This is a genomic window from Haloarchaeobius caseinilyticus (genome assembly GCF_051207395.1).
Classification (GTDB): domain Archaea; phylum Halobacteriota; class Halobacteria; order Halobacteriales; family Natrialbaceae; genus Haloarchaeobius.
In genome coordinates, this window is record NZ_JBPJZC010000004.1 from 197,194 (window position 1) to 212,079 (window position 14,886).

Genomic DNA, 14,886 nt, shown 5'->3' on the forward strand with positions numbered 1-14,886 from the left:
GAGAAGGAAGAACGACTGCGGCTGGTCGAATCGACTTACACCGCCCTGCTGATTGGTTGCTGGTTGCTGACGACCGAAGCGACTTACTGGCCCGAAACCCGGACCCACGAGTCGGTCGCTGCCGACTCGTACACCGCGTCGAGGACGCGAAGAACGCGAATCGCATCCGCGATGTCTGCTGGATTCGGTGCGTCTCCGTCACGTGCGGCGAGGAACTGCTCGAAGAACGACAGCCCCCAGCCACCGCCGTAGCCCGGCACCGGCGTGTACTCGTGGGTCACCTGGCGATGGGGCGTCGCTGTCCAGTCGTCGGCCGAAGAGTCGAGTTCGACCGTCGTCTCTTCGTCGAAGCCGAACGTCGACCCCATCGGGTCCCAGCGGCTCCGCCCGTCGGACCCGTAGACGTTGAGCGTCGTGTCGTACCGCCCTTCGCGCAGGAAGTAACTGCACGTGTGGGTGCCGATCGCGCCGCTCTCAGTCTCCAGCTGGATGGTCGCGCCATCCTCTACGTCGACGCTTCCTGTCCCGTGCGTCGTCATCGCGTTGACGCGGACGACCGGTTCGTCGAGTATCCACTGGAGCAGGTCGATCCAGTGGACGCCGAGCCACTGGACGATACCGCCGCGGCTCGCGTCGGCGTCGAATAGGTAGTGGTCGGTGTCGCGATGGTCGAGTGCGGAGGCGACGAAGCGCATGTCGAAGCCTCGAACGTCGCCGTAGAACCCTTCTGCGGCGAGTTCTTTGAGCTGCTTGGAGATGGGATGACCCCGCCACGTGTACGAGAGGCCGACGGTCGCGTCGCTCGCTCGAATGCGGTCTGCGAGTGGTTCGAGGTCGGCAGCAGTTCGTGCCGCCGGCTTCTCCGTGAACACGTCGACGCCTCGCTCGACGGCTGCGCGGACGAGCGCCGGTGTCTCCCGGTTCGCTGCGGTTACCCAGAGGAGGTCGATGTCGGTGTCGTCGAGTAGCTCCGACGTGGCTTCGTAGTACGGGACGTCGGCGAGCGTGTCGATACCGAGTGCTTCGGGTGTCGCACCGTATGGGTCTGCACAGGCGACTACGTCGCAGTCCAGTTGTGCGATACTCTCCAGATATGGCGCGCGGTGGTGATGGTCTAGACCGACGTAGCCGATACGTGCAGTCATTTGAACGCCGGGATGACCTCGTCGCCGAGTCGTTCGAGACACGTCATCGTCGGCTCCTGTGGCTGACCCGGGAACTGGACCCGAACGAGGACGTGGTCGACGCCGAGGTCCTCGTACTCCCGGAACTGTTCGACGCACTCCTCGGGCGACCCGATGACGAACTTCTCGTCGAGTTCCGACCAGTCGACTTCCACGTCGTGTTCGTCCATGTAGGTCTGGCCGTAGCGCGCGTAGATCTCGTAGAGGTTCAGCAAGTACGGTTCGATGGCGTCGCGCGCTTCCTCGGTGGTGTCGGCGACGAAACAGTCCCGCATCAAGATGACCTCGTTCTTGGAGCGGTCCATGTCGAACTCCTCGATGGCGTCCTCGTAGACACCAATCTGGTATTCGAGGTCCTCGAGCGTCGACGACGCAGAGGCGATCCAGGCGTCACCGCGGTAGGCCGCTCGCTTGATGGCGACGTCCGCGTGGCCGCCGATCCAGATGGGCACGTCGCCTTTCGGCGGCGGCGTCACGAAGGCGTCGTCGTAGTACCAGAAGTCACCGCTGTGGTCGACGCGCTCGCCGTCGAACAGTCGGCGCAGCAGGCCAACCGACTCGATGAACCTGCCCACTCGTTCGTCCATCTCGACGCCGAACACCTCGAGTTCACGCTCGCGGTAGCCCAGTGCCGCCCCGAAGGCCGCGCGCCCGTCGCTGAGTCGGTCGATGGTGGTGAACTGTTCGGCGAGGTGGAGCGGGTCGTAGAGCGCGGGTAACATCGCAGCGGTCCCGAGCTGGAGCGAGTCGGTCCGCGCAGCGATGGCAGCGAGTGCGGTGACGGGTTCGACGAATCCCTCGTCGTGGACGTGACGTTCGCCTACGGTGACGGAATCGTACCCGACTTCTTCCATGAGTTCGGCCTGTTCGACGAGGTGTGATTCGTCGAACACGCCAGCTTCGGTGTGGTACTGATTGAGGAAGACACCAAACTTCACGCGTACACCACCTCGGGATACTGGCAAAGGTTGCTAGAACTGTAGCGCAGTCTGCGCATGCGTAACATACCTCCCCTTCTGCCTCGGGTGTATTATAAGTTGTGTCGTCGCACATTTCTCGTGGCTCTGGGGTAACCGAGCATCGACCCTCGCGTGTTCATCTCTCCCAAACATTTTTACTTCCCTTGGCTAAACGAGAGGTATGGCAGCAAACGACGCACGCAACCCGATAAAGGCGGTCCAGACGTCGCTCGACGTGCTCGACGTCGTTCAGGAGCACGAGTCGGTGGGGGTGACGGAACTGGCGAACGAACTCGGCCTGACCAAGGGGACGGTTCACTGTCACCTCTCGACGCTTCGGCAGAACGGGTACATCGTCAAGGAAGACGGCCAGTACAAACTGGGGCTCCGCTTCATCGACGTGGCCCACCGCGTCCGGAACAGACACGAGATATACGACATCGTGAAGGACGAAGTCGACCGGCTCGCGGAGAAGAGTGGGGAGATGGCACTGTTCACCGTGGAAGAACAGAACCTCGGCGTCTGCCTGTACAAGGCGCGTGGCGAAGACGCCGTCCAGACCGAACTGTACGTCGGCTATCGCAACGAACTCTATCACACCTCTGTGGGGAAGGCACTGCTTGCGTGTAAGTCTGAGGACGAGGTGTCGCAGTACATCTCCGAAACCGAATTAGAGTCGCTGACCGAGAACACCATCACGGAACCCGACGCGCTTCAGGTGGAACTGGACGAAATCGCAGAGTCGGGGTTCGCGTACAACAGAGAGGAGAGCATCGCCGGCCTCACCGGCGTCGGGGCGGCGATCCGGAACCAGGACGGCACGGTGTACGGCGCAATCGCGGTCATTGGTCCGACCAGTCGAATGAGCGAAGACCGCCTCGACGAGGTCGCAGAGATGCTCTATCACTCGGTGAACGTCGTCGAAATCAACGCCACGTCGCTGTAATCGTTTGGCTGTGTAAAATCACCGTTTTCAGTTCTTCTATCTCCCGTATTCAACCGTCTGAAACGTTAGTTCTGGTGACCCCCCGGAAAACCGGTGTGAGCGTTACGAACATAGTATCGTAATGATTTCGAAAACGTGTTTCGGACCGTCAAACGTCGTCGTTCTCGGTAGTACCAGGGTCGAGCAAACACTGCTCGCCATCCGCCTCGATTGAAACCGCAGTTTCGCCGAACGGGACCGTACAGTACGGGCCGTCGTACCGTGGATAGCCAGTCAACGAGACCTCGTCGCCGTCGACGGTGAACGGCTCGTCCCAACCGAACGTGACGCGCCCGAGCGACGGCGAAGTGTACGTCATCGACTCGGCATCGCCCGATAGCGAGGCGGTAGACACGGCGTCGACGAACCGGTCGAAGGAGCCGTGTTCTTCGCGCCGACCGACCTCGCAGACCCACGCCGTGTCGGTCGCGGCTGCGACGAGGTCGTAGGGAGTCGGCTCGTCAAGGCCGAGGAGGTCACAGACTTCCGCTGTGGGCGGCGCCCAGTTCGTCGGTTGTGGCGTCCCGATGGCGAGGTACCCGTCGCCGCGGCGACCGCAGACCCAGTCCCCACACTCGACCCACTCGTCGAACGCGAATCGAGGCACGTAGGCGTGGGTGAACGGCTGCTCGGCTAGCGAGGCGTCGAACCCCGGAATCGCAGGTGGCTCGTACGGCGGGTCGCCGACGCGATAGAGCGAGACACAGACGTTTCTGTGGGATGCAGCACGGGGGAGGACCCCGTTTCGTCCCCAGTAGGTGGCCATCCCATCGTCTCGTTTCGCTTGCGGGTGATTGGTGAAGACGACGGCGCGGTCGCCGAGCGACGCCTGCCAGACGTGTTGCTGGAAGCCGAACTTCCCGGGGCGATAGTCCTGGACACAGCTCAGCGAACACGCGGGCGTCCGGTAGGTCGTTATCTCGGCACGTGTCAGGGCGGTGTTGTTCGGGTCGGGTGTGTAGTCCGGTCCGTCTGCGTGCTCTCGATGGTAGCAAACCGCCGGTGCGATCTCTGCGTGGCGGCGGCGATAGCTTCGCGGACAGACGGATAGGGCCGTCTCGGCGACGTCACGATGGCCCATGACGAGTTGGCCCCAGAAGAACAGCGTGTCGTCGGGACTGGCCGGGTTGACTCCAAACGCGGCGGCTTCGCCCACGTCGAGGCCGTGGCGCTCACGGTGGACGAGTTCGGGCGGGTCGTCCCGACCGACGGCACGAATCACGTCGGGGACATCGTGGTCGACGGTCGCGAGGACGAGCGCGGCGAGGCCGACGGTCTGGGGTGGGTCGCCGGTCCCCCAGCCGAGATAGCACAACGGCGCAACTGGCTCCAGTGCTGGGTCGAGAAGCGCGTCGGCGTACGCTCTCCCGTGCGTCGTCGCGAGCGCGCCGTCGAAACTGTCGACTGCTAGTTCGTACAGCAGGACGTTCACGAGGTCACGGGCACGCCGTCGAAGCACGTCGTCGGGGGCGTACTCCGCGAGCAGCAACAGTGCGAGGGCGTTCTCGTCGTAGTACTGGTTCGAGAGCCACTCGCTCCACCCGAATCGGGCACGCCAGTCGAGCCAGCGGTCGAGACGCCCCCTCGCTCGGTCGCGATGCCACGTCCCCGGCTTTCCGGTGACGGTGAAGGTGTCGTCGGCGAGGAGGTCGCCTGCGAGGTACTCGGCGGCCGCGTACAACACTTGGTGGTTCTCCGTCGAGAACCAGCAGTCGGTCGGGGCGTCGTCGAACCAGTAGACAGCCCGGCGGAGCGTTTCGTCGATGGCGTCGCGGAGAGACGCATCGATATCGGCGGCGTATCGGTGTCTGAGGTGCAACAGGGCGTGCAGTCCGAAGTCGGCACAGTCGGCACGAGAGCGAACGTGTTCCATCGTGACCCAGACGTGGTCGGCGTTTACGGGTGGGGCGTCGTGCCCGCGCCGCCGGAGTTCGAGCGGTGGAATCGCCAGATACGCCCGAGAGTGTGATGGGAGTCCCGACGGACACGCCTCGTTTATCGCCCTATCTGGGTCGGGCGGCGGGTCCGTTGCGATGGCGTCGAGGTAGGCGAGGCGTCGTGCGTCGGGGTCGTCCGGAAACATCATCTGACTGGCTTCCTCCAGTTCACGCGTTCTCGTGACGAGCACTTAGTCGTTCACGCCGGTGTGCTTATGTCCGCGCCGTGAAAGCATTGAGGTATGCCAACAGTTGCCCTCGTCGGAGCCGGGTTCATGGCTCGGACACACCTCGAACGATACGCCGAGATGGACGTCGACGTGGTCGCCGTCGCCTCTCGAACGGGACCGAGCGACTTCGTCGACGAGTTCGACCTCGACGCGGAGACGTTCACCGACTTCGAGACTCTGTGTCGAGCAACCGACCCGGATTTCGTCGACATCTGCACACCGACGGACACCCATCGCTCACTGGTCGAGACAGCGGCCGCCGCCGGGTGTGACGTCTTCCTCGAAAAGCCCATCGCGGGGTCGCTCGCAGACGCAGAAGCCATCGCGGACGCCATCTCGACGTCGGGCGTCACGTGCATGGTCGGCCACGTTCTCCGCTTCTTCCCGGCGTACCGAACCGCGAGAGACCGCGTCGAGGATGGCGGTATCGGGACCCACGGCGTCGCCCGCGCGAGACGACTCTCGCCGTTTCCAGAGTGGGGGTCCGACGACTGGTACGCCGACCGAGACCGGAGCGGTGGCCTGTTCCTCGACCTCGCGATACACGACCTCGACTACCTCCGGTGGGTCTTCGGCGACGTGTCTCGGGTCTTCGCGCGCCAGCGTCGTCGCGAGCGCCAAGAACACGGCGTCGTCACCCTCCGATTCGAGAGCGGGGCCGTCGGCTACGTCGAAGCGTCGTGGGCACAACCCGAGAGTAGGACGCTGACGAGCGAACTAGAATTGGCGGGTGATGACGGCCTCATCGAACTCGACTCGTCTGCAGCGCCACTCCGGGAGTTCCACGACGACGAGTCGAGCGTCCAGAACACGATGGCACGCGACGGCTATCGTCGCCAACTCGACCACTTCGTCGAGTGTCTGGAACACGGCGTCGAACCGACTGTCACGGTCGCAGACGCGACCGCCGCACTTCGACTCTCACTCGCGGCCGAACAGTCTGCGGCGAGTGGACGACCAGTCGACCCTGCGGAGGTGGAGCCATGACGGTCCGTGTCGGCGTCTGTTCGGCCGCGCACGTCCACACCGACGCCTATCTTCGGCTGCTCTCCGACCTCGACGACGCCGAACTCGTTGGAATCGCGGACGATGACCCGAAACGAGGACGTGAGGCGGCCGACCGGCACGGGACCGAGTCCACCGACAGTAGCGACCTGCTGGCCCGCGTCGACGCCGCAGTCGTCTGTGCGACCAACGCCGACCACCGCGAGTGGGTCCGACGGGCGGCCGACGCAGGGGTCGACGTCCTCTGTGAGAAACCGCTCGCCCCGTCCCTCGACGAGGCGTCAGAAATCGTTTCGCTCGCCGACGAGGCCGGCATCCACCTCGGAGTCGCGATGCCGCTTCGTTTCAGCGACCCGGTACAGCGCGCCGCGGAACGACTCGGGGACGACGCGGTCGGCGACCTCTTCGCGCTCTCGGGAACCAACCGAGGGCGAATGCCCGGCGGCTGGTTCGCGGACCCGGAGAAAGCCGGCGGCGGAGCCGTCATGGACCATACCGTCCACGTCCTCGACCTCGTCTTGCACCTGACTGGGCGTCGCGTGACCGAAGTGTTCGCCGAAGTCGACACGCGCTTTCACGACATCGCCGTCGACGACGTGAACGTCCTCTCGATGGAACTCGACGACGGGACACCGTTCGTGCTCGACGGGTCGTGGAGTCGACCGGACGAGTGGCACACGTGGGGCGACGCCACGCTCGAACTCGTCGGTGAGTCGGGAACACTCGCCATCGACTGTTTCGACCAGCGACTGCTCCATACCCGGAATTCGGGTGAGGCCGCCGGCGTCAACAGCGTCTTCTGGGGAACCGACCCCAACGAAGGGTTGCTTCGTGACTTCCTCGCGGCTGTCGAGGCCAACCGGCCACCAGCAATCACGGGTGCCGATGGTCAGTACGCGGTCGCGGTGGTCGAGGCCGCGTATCGGGCAGCGGCCTCCGGTGAACCGGAACCAGTCGACTTCTGAGGCACTCGCCACGTCGGCGGCCTCGTAGGCGCGCTGGTCACACCCACCGTGTCAGTCGATAGCTATACAGTGCAGAGACGAGATGATGACGGTATGACTCTGGACGTGGCTATCCTGGGCACCGGCCCGGACCCCGACGCAGACGGCGACCACGACGGCTACTCGATGGGCTACCGGCACGCGAACGCGTACGCCGCAGTCGACGGGTGCGAACTCGTGGCCTGTGCAGACCTCGACGAGGAGAACGCGGCGGCGTTCGCGTCGAACTACGACCTCCCCGAGGACTCAGCGTACACCGACCACACCGAGATGCTCGCCGACGCGAGCCCGGACCTCGTGAGCGTCTGTACACCGCCCGCGAGCCACGACGCACTCGTCACCGACTGTGCCGAAGCGGGTGCCGCAATCCACTGTGAAAAGCCGATGGCGACGACGTGGGAGGCGTGTACCTCGCTCGTCGCGACCTGCGAGGCACTGAACGTCCAGTTGACGTTCAACTTCCAGAACCGGTTCCGTCCGGTCGTCGACAAAATCGACAGGCTACTCGACGGCGGAGCCATCGGCGAGGTCGAGCGAGTCGAGGTCCACCGCGCCGACCTTATGCAGACCGGTATCCACAACTTAGACCTCGCCACCCACTTCGCCGGCGACACCGACCTCGACTGGGTACTCGGTGCCGTCGACGCCAGCAGTGGCCGGAAGTGGTACACGAACATGTACGCCGAAGACCAGGGACTCGCGCAGTTCCGGTACGAAAACGGCGTCGATGGCCTCGTCGTCACGGGCGAGGGAACCGACGAAGCAGCATCACTCGTCCGGGTGGAGGGCACCCGCGGCTGTCTCGAACTCTCGTTCTGGTCGGAGACGCCACTGCGGGTACGGCGTGACGGTGGGGACTGGGAGGCGGTCGGCGTTCCAGACGGTGACGCACAGGTCGGTGCGTGTCGAGAAGTCGTGAACGCCCTCCGAGAAGAGCGGCCGTGCGAACTGCGCGCCGAACGGGCCCTGCGAGTGACCGAACTCGTCTTTGGCGTCTGGGAGTCGGCGCGCACGAGCGGTCGTGTCGACTTCCCGCTCGACGTCTCGGGGAACCCACTGGCCGCCATCGTCGAGGACGAATAACCGCGCGAATCGTTAGAACCGCTCGAACCGCACTCAGTCGACCGTCCGGTCGCCGCGAACTCTATCGGCGAGGGCCCGGGCTCGACGCAGGATACGGTCCTCGTTCGTCGGTTCGAGCGGTCCGGCGTACTGCGACCGAAGTATCGCGTCGGTTCCCTCGTACCCACCCTCGTAGACGGCGTCTGCAGTCGGAACGTAGGTGAACTCCGCATTGGCGTACGCGGCGACCCACACGGGCCCGGGCAGCGACTCCTTGAGTTGCGTGGCGTACTCGACTAGCACTTCGCCGCCGAGGCCGACGAGCGTGAGGTCGTCACCGAACCCGAACGCCTGTATCGGATACGGATAGCACTGTGCGATACCGCCCGTCTCGTCCAACTCGTCGAGCAGTCGCTCCGCACGAACACGAAGGTACCGCTCCTCGCTCTCGCACATGGCCTCGAGTTCGGCCCTGTCCGGTGCAGGTTCGAACGTGACCGGCTGTTCGGTGAACACGGTTCTGAGCGGACCTCTGACGGGCTGCCGACGAGAGTCGACTGCGGCCCGAACCGCGTTGGCCAGCGACCGACCGTGTTGCGCCACGAGCTCCGGCTCTCGCCGAGGATACGGGTTCTGGTCGCCGGCACAGCCCAGCACGAACTGCGCGGTCGCGTCCGGATATTCCGCTTCGACGTATCGCGTCGCGTAACCCGCCCAGTCGCCGCTAAAGCGGGTGAAAAAGACGGTCGTCGTGTGACAGGCGTAGCCGAACAGAATCGCGACCGGTTCTCCGTCTCGTTCCGCGACGAGGACCGGAACGTCGTGGTCGACTGGCCCATCGGGGTTTTGGACGTGTGCGATGCCGTCTTCGACCGAGAGTCGACGGTTCATCGCGAACCCACAGCGCGCGTGACTGTAGCTCAGGGCTGCGGGCTGGCAGTCCTGTACCGCCGCGTCGATGACAGCGACGAGTTCGTCTTCGAGGCGCTCGCGGTAGGCAGCACCCCGTTCGTGGTACGGCCCGTCTTCGTCGGCGTACATATCGAGTTTGAACTCGCGGAACTCCGGCCCGCAGTGGGTGTGCGTCGCCGTCACCATCACCGCGTCCGGGTCGAGGCCGCGGCCGCTGGTGACACGCTCGACGACGCGTTCGCGCATCGTTCGCGGGACGAACAGCACGTCGGCCGTCGCGATGACGGCGACTGTGCCGGTTCCGTCCTCTAGCGCGGTCGCTTTCGCGAACAGTTCTTGCTCGGTTCCATCGGACGGCTCGGTTCGCTTCGCGAAGCCGGCCATCCACATCGACTGGTCGGGCGTAATGTCGCGAGTCGCCGTTCCGACCGCCCACCGACCTTTCTCGGACGGTGCTGTCTGCGCAGGTGGTACCATCGTACGTCACCGTTTCGCAGGGCTGTCAGGTAAGTATATCCCCGCGATTCGTGCGTCAGGGGCGGCGAGTCGGAGAGTAAGAGAGACGAACGGCTCTCGGCTCGGTCGGTCAGCTGTTGGCGATGTCCGTCTCCTCGTTGCCACCGACGGACTTGGCGTGCCGGGCGCGAAGCTGCGGGTTGAACACGCGGTCGAGTCCCTGTGAGAGGATGATGAGCCCGAACGAGAACAGGGTCAGCGCGAACATCGGCACGAGTAGCCAGTGACCGTACTGTCCCATGTTGACCATCGCGCCCGCCTGATACGCGAGGTTCATCATGACGCCCCAGTTGAGGGTCGAGAACGGCAGAAAGCCGAGGAAGTACAGCGCCACCGACTCGAAGATGACGATGCGTGCGGAGTTCGCCGAGTTGATCAGGATGTACGGCATCAGCTGCGGCACCACGTCGCGCCGAAGGATGGTGCCGGACGAGACGTCCATCGCACGAGCGGCCTCGATGTAGGACTCCTCACGGATGGTGAGCACCTGCGACCGAATCGAGCGGGCGAGGCCCGGCCAGTTGTCGATGGCCAGAATCATGCCGACCATGAACGGGTCCTTCGGCTGGTAGATGGCGGCGATGACGATGACGAGCGGCAACGCGGGAATCGTCATGACGACGTCCGAAATCGTCATCAACACGTTGTCCGCCCAGCCACCCTTGTAGCCGGCGACGGTCCCGACGAAGACGGCGATACCGGTCGCGACGATGGCACCAGCGACCGCCATCTTCAGCATCGCCGGCGTGGCGTGGACGACCTGCTTCGCGACGCTCTGTCCGAGTCTGTCGGTCCCGAGTGGCACCGAGGAATCGACGAACGCTGCCGTGTACGGTGCGCCGTCGGTCAGCGACGGCTCTTCGACGAACCTGACGCCGACGACGCCGACGAGGATGTAGGCGAGGACGATGAACCCGCCGAGCGGCAGCCGCCAGTCGGAGAAGCCGACCCGCAACGGGGCCAACACGTACTGGTCGAGTTTGCGGTAGGTGCGTTCGCGCCGCGTGCTGGTTCGCTCTGCGCCGCTCGTTCCGTCGTCGAAGATACTTCCCCGCTCCGAATCAGTCTTCCTGAGGGTATCGTGGCTCATAGCGTTAGTAGGCCTCCCGTTCGCCGGTGGTTGCCCGCGGGTCGATGATGCCGTACGTGAATTCGGCGATCAGGACACCGATGAGGGTGACAGTGGTGAAGAACAGGAATATCCCCATGAGGAGGGGGAAGTCCCTGTTCTCGATGGCGCCGAAGGTGTACCACCCGACTCCGGGGTAGCTGAACAACTGTTCCATGATGATGGAACTGCTGAAGATGCTCGCGATGCCGATCATCAGGCTGGTGTACAGCGGGAGGATGGCGTTTCGCATCACGTACCGTGACGCGATTCGCCCCTCACCCAATCCACGGAGTTCCGCGACGCGGATGTAGTCCTCACCCATGACGCGGATACTGTTCCCGCGCATCGCCAGTGCCTGGCCGCCGAAGCCGACGACGAACCCGGTGAGTATCGGTAAGGCCGCGTGCCTGATGACGCTGATCATGAAGGGCAGCGTAAAGCCCGGCGTCAGTGCGTGATTGTACCGGCCACCAGTCGGGAACCACCCCTGGCCGAACGCGAGGACCGATAGCATGAGGATCGCCGCGACGTAGTACGGGACCGAGGTCAGAATCGTCGCCACGAGCGACATCGACTTGTCGAGGTGGCCGCCCTCGCGATAGGCCATCAGCGAGCCGAGGAGGATGTTGGTGACGAACCCGAGCAGTAGCCCGTAGATGCTGATGAAGACGGACCAGGGCATCGCCTTGAACAGTAGGTCGAACACTGGCTTGTTCTGCCAGATGGACTGTCCGAAGTCCTGGTAGACAACGATGTCACGGAGGTAGAACAGGTACTGCTTCCAGACCGGTTCGTCCGGCTGAATCCCGGTCCGGAGTTCGACGAGATGGTTGATTCGCTCGATGTCGACCTGGTCCCCCTGCGACACGGCCTGCTGTACCAACTGCTCTCGCATCGCTTCGATGGGTCCCCCCGGCAACAACCGGTACATGAAGAACGAAATCGTGAGGACCACGAAGAGCGTGAAGACTGCCTGCCCGATCCGACTCACGTAATATCTCATCGTCTATGACCCAAAGAACCCACAGCAGACATATAATAGTATGGGTCACAATCCCAAACAACCAGCAGCGGGGACGGGGCAGTGACTCCACTATCAAAGCAGCAACGCGAGAGTAGTTCGACGGTCGAACCTATCGAGTCGTGACGTGGTTCTCTAGGACACCGACGCCCTCGAACTCGACTTCGACTACGTCGCCCTCGGCGAGCGGCCCCGGACCGTAGGGCGTGCCGGTCGCGATGAGGTCGCCGGGTTCGAGTGTGATAAGCTGGGAGATCTCCTCGATGAGTTCGGCGACGGTGAAGATGAGCATCTCGCGGGTCGCCTCCTGTTTCGTCTCACCGTTCACACGAAGTTCGAGTCGCGCGTCAGCAGGCACCTCGTCCGGCGTGGCGAGGAACGGACCGATGGGGAGCGAGCCGTCGAAGGCCTTCCCGCGGACCCAGTTCTGTTCTTCCGACTGGTCGTCGCGGTTCGAGATGTCGTTGACGCAGGTGAAACCGCGGACGTACTCCATCGCCTCGTCGGCCGAGACTTCTCGACACTGTTCGTCGATGACGACGCCGAACTCGGCTTCGAACTCGACGAGTTCTTTCCCCGGCGGGAGTTCTATCGCGTCGCCGTGGCCGGCGATGGTATTCGGTCCTTTGAGGAAGAAGTCGGGGCGGTCGGGGAGGTCTCGGTCGGCCTCGTCACGGTGGGCCTGATAGCCGCCTGCTTGGCAGACGATCTTCGTCGGTTCACAGGGCGGTAAGACCGTAACGTCGTCGAGGTCGTAGGTCTGGCCGCCCGCCTCGACGGTTCCGTCGTCGTACTCGCCAGTGCGGGTCCTCCCGGTCGGGTCACGGAAGCGAAGCTGTCGCATCGTGTCAGTCACGTTCGCGGTATCCTGTATTAGTGTTTTGGGAGGGGTCAGTCGCTGCCGAACTGGTACCGACTGTCACCAGTTCCAGCCGTGAATCCCCGCCACATCGTGACGGCCGAGACGAATATTTATACAGTGGGTTCACGAACGTCCGCTATGGATCGCGCACTCGTCGTCGTCGATTCGACAGAATCACACGAAAGTCTCCTGCGAGAAGCGGCCGATTGTACCAGCGGCACGCCCGCCTCGCTCTTGCTCGTCTCGTTCATCAGTGAGGAGAGTTTCCACCAGGACCAGGAGACGCTCCAGCAGATCGCATCGGCCGAGTCGACGTCGTACGGGGCTGATGCCCCAATCGAGGCCGCCCGTGGGGTTGCCGAGGCCGCAGGGCGGGACGCACTCGGTGCCGATGCCGAGTTCGAGACGATGGGTGCCGTCGCCGACGACGACGAGCAGGCAGACCGAATCGTCGCCATCGCTGCGGAGGAAGGGTGTGACCACGTGTTCCTCACCGGCCGTCGGCGCTCGCCCACGGGAAAGGCGCTGTTCGGTGACCGGGCACAGAAGGTGTTGCTCAACTTCGACGGCTACGTGACCGTCGCGATGGAGTGAGCCGTCGGTAGTTTTACAGTCCTCGCTGACTCGCTCCAGATAGAGATGGAAGAGATATCCACAGCTGACGCACCGCCGAGTATCGGGCCGTTCTCGCAGGCGATTCGCGACGATGGCCGCATCTACGTCTCCGGACAGGGACCCATCGACCCGGAGACCGGCGATATCATCGAGGGCAGCGTCGGCGACGAGACCGCCCAGACGCTGGAGAACGTCGACGCGGTCCTTCGCGCCGCCGACTGCTCACTCGACGACGTGGTGAAAGCGACGGTCTTCGTCCGCGATATGGCGAACTACGACGCCATCAACGAGGTGTACGCCGAGTACATGAGCGAGCCGTACCCGGCCCGAAGTGCGGTAGAGGTGGCGGACCTGCCGGTCGACATCGAAGTCGAGATAGAGGTCGTCGCGTCCGCGGGGACCCGCGAATGAAGGCGGTCGCCGTTACTCGTGACGACCCTACTCCCCGCGTCATCGAGGTTGCTGACCCAGAGCTTGGCGAAGGTGAGGTACTCGTCCGCGTCTGTAGAGTCGGCATCGACGGCACCGACCACGAAGTCATCGCTGGCAATCACGGCGGCTTCCCCGCGGGCGAGGAACACATGGTCCTCGGCCACGAGGCCGTCGGCGTCGTCGAGGACCCGAACGGGTCCGCGTTCGAAACGGGCCAACTCGTCGTGCCGACGGTTCGTCGCCCGCCCGCAACAGGTTCGAACCGCTATTTCGAAAACGGCGAACCCGACATGGCCCCCGCGGGCCAGTACGTCGAGCGCGGCATCGACGGCGCGCATGGGCACATGGCCGAGTACGTGACGGCACCACCCGAGTGTCTGGTCCCAGTCCCCGACTCGTTCCGGGAGTTCGGCTTTCTGGTCGAACCGCTGAGCAACGCCGTCAAAGCGGTCGAGCACGCCGAGGCGTCGCGGTCTGCGTTCGAGTGGGAACCGGAGAGCGCCTTCGTGTTGGGGAACGGCCCCCTCGGCTTGCTCACGGTCGCGCTCCTCCGCGAACAGGGCTACGACCGACTCTACTGCATGGGCCGCAGAGACCGGCCCGACCCGACCATCGACATCATCGAAGAAACCGGTGCGACGTACGTCGACTCGCGCGAGACGAACCTCGAAGATGTGCCCGACGAGTACGAGCAGATGGACCTCGTCGTCGAGGCGACGGGCTACGCCCGCCACGGCGTCGAGGCTGTCGAGGCACTGGCTCCGAACGGGGTCGCTGCCCTCCTCGGGATTCCGGGCGACACGACGTTCGAATTCGACGGCGGGCGCATCCACCGTGAGATGGTGTTACAGAATCAGGCCATCGTCGGCAGCGTCAACTCGCACGTCGGTCACTTCGAGACTGCACGCGAGGCTCTCGCGGCGTTCCCCGACTGGTTCGTCGACGACCTGCTCACGGGCGTCTTTCCACCAGAAGATATCGAAGCAGCGTTCGAGTCCGACCGAGCGAAGATCAAGACCGTCATCGACTTCGAGAACTGACGAAGACTACT

At 64.0% G+C, this 14,886-nt stretch carries 14 protein-coding genes; 7 read left to right on the top strand and 7 right to left on the bottom strand.

Translation table 11 applies throughout. The annotated features are described in order from the left end of the window. Window positions 1-83: 83 nt before the first annotated feature. Window positions 84-1,145 (bottom strand): Gfo/Idh/MocA family protein, encoded by a 1,062-nt coding sequence (locus tag ACSC1P_RS18555; protein WP_435361700.1) that lies wholly within the window; start codon window positions 1,143-1,145, stop codon window positions 84-86. After that, on the bottom strand, window positions 1,142-2,122 hold the full coding sequence (locus ACSC1P_RS18560; RefSeq protein ID WP_435361701.1) for an LLM class flavin-dependent oxidoreductase: 981 nt from the start codon (window positions 2,120-2,122) through the stop codon (window positions 1,142-1,144). The genes ACSC1P_RS18555 and ACSC1P_RS18560 overlap by 4 nt, the downstream gene beginning before the upstream one ends. Window positions 2,123-2,324: 202 nt before the next feature. Between ACSC1P_RS18560 and ACSC1P_RS18565 the strand changes: the two genes are divergently transcribed. Then, complete coding sequence (locus tag ACSC1P_RS18565) at window positions 2,325-3,089, top strand: IclR family transcriptional regulator (protein ID WP_435361702.1); 765 nt, start codon at window positions 2,325-2,327, stop codon at window positions 3,087-3,089. A gap of 148 nt (window positions 3,090-3,237) precedes the next feature. Here ACSC1P_RS18565 and ACSC1P_RS18570 read toward each other — a convergent pair whose 3' ends face one another. After that, on the bottom strand, window positions 3,238-5,214 hold the full coding sequence (locus ACSC1P_RS18570; protein WP_435361703.1) for a hypothetical protein: 1,977 nt from the start codon (window positions 5,212-5,214) through the stop codon (window positions 3,238-3,240). A 93-nt stretch (window positions 5,215-5,307) separates the two neighbouring features. Between ACSC1P_RS18570 and ACSC1P_RS18575 the strand changes: the two genes are divergently transcribed. From ACSC1P_RS18575 to ACSC1P_RS18585, 3 genes are all read left to right on the top strand, one after another. Then, entirely contained in the window at window positions 5,308-6,282 is a 975-nt protein-coding gene (locus tag ACSC1P_RS18575; protein ID WP_435361704.1) for a Gfo/Idh/MocA family protein, read from the top strand. After that, window positions 6,279-7,265, top strand: a complete 987-nt coding sequence (locus ACSC1P_RS18580; protein WP_435361705.1) for a Gfo/Idh/MocA family protein — start codon at window positions 6,279-6,281, stop codon at window positions 7,263-7,265. The genes ACSC1P_RS18575 and ACSC1P_RS18580 overlap by 4 nt, the downstream gene beginning before the upstream one ends. Before the next feature lie 93 nt (window positions 7,266-7,358). Beyond that, window positions 7,359-8,387, top strand: a complete 1,029-nt coding sequence (locus ACSC1P_RS18585) for a Gfo/Idh/MocA family protein (protein ID WP_435361706.1) — start codon at window positions 7,359-7,361, stop codon at window positions 8,385-8,387. 33 nt (window positions 8,388-8,420) lie between these two features. Here the strand turns inward: ACSC1P_RS18585 and ACSC1P_RS18590 are convergent, their stop codons facing one another. The 4 genes from ACSC1P_RS18590 to ACSC1P_RS18605 all read right to left on the bottom strand — a co-directional run bounded on the left by ACSC1P_RS18590 (window position 8,421) and on the right by ACSC1P_RS18605 (window position 12,770). Beyond that, window positions 8,421-9,755: a neutral/alkaline non-lysosomal ceramidase N-terminal domain-containing protein gene (locus tag ACSC1P_RS18590; protein WP_435361707.1), complete on the bottom strand. Its 1,335-nt coding sequence runs from the start codon at window positions 9,753-9,755 to the stop codon at window positions 8,421-8,423. 109 nt (window positions 9,756-9,864) lie between these two features. Next, window positions 9,865-10,884: an ABC transporter permease gene (locus tag ACSC1P_RS18595; protein WP_435361708.1), complete on the bottom strand. Its 1,020-nt coding sequence runs from the start codon at window positions 10,882-10,884 to the stop codon at window positions 9,865-9,867. Window positions 10,885-10,888: 4 nt separating this feature from the next. After that, window positions 10,889-11,896 (bottom strand): ABC transporter permease, encoded by a 1,008-nt coding sequence (locus ACSC1P_RS18600; protein ID WP_435361709.1) that lies wholly within the window; start codon window positions 11,894-11,896, stop codon window positions 10,889-10,891. A gap of 142 nt (window positions 11,897-12,038) precedes the next feature. Beyond that, on the bottom strand, window positions 12,039-12,770 hold the full coding sequence (locus tag ACSC1P_RS18605; protein WP_435361710.1) for a fumarylacetoacetate hydrolase family protein: 732 nt from the start codon (window positions 12,768-12,770) through the stop codon (window positions 12,039-12,041). A gap of 156 nt (window positions 12,771-12,926) precedes the next feature. Between ACSC1P_RS18605 and ACSC1P_RS18610 the strand changes: the two genes are divergently transcribed. The 3 genes from ACSC1P_RS18610 to ACSC1P_RS18620 are packed head-to-tail and all read left to right on the top strand — an operon-like array spanning window position 12,927 to window position 14,875. Further along, window positions 12,927-13,382, top strand: coding sequence for a universal stress protein (locus ACSC1P_RS18610; protein ID WP_435361711.1), 456 nt, complete (start codon window positions 12,927-12,929; stop codon window positions 13,380-13,382). Between the two features lie 45 nt (window positions 13,383-13,427). Continuing rightward, the gene (locus ACSC1P_RS18615) at window positions 13,428-13,814 is read left to right on the top strand and encodes a Rid family detoxifying hydrolase (RefSeq protein ID WP_435361712.1); all 387 of its coding nucleotides are present in this window, start codon (window positions 13,428-13,430) and stop codon (window positions 13,812-13,814) included. Further along, a complete protein-coding gene (locus tag ACSC1P_RS18620; RefSeq protein ID WP_435361713.1) occupies window positions 13,811-14,875 on the top strand; it encodes a glucose 1-dehydrogenase in 1,065 nt (354 codons plus the stop codon). Before ACSC1P_RS18615 ends, ACSC1P_RS18620 begins: the two co-directional genes overlap by 4 nt. Window positions 14,876-14,886 lie beyond the last annotated feature (11 nt).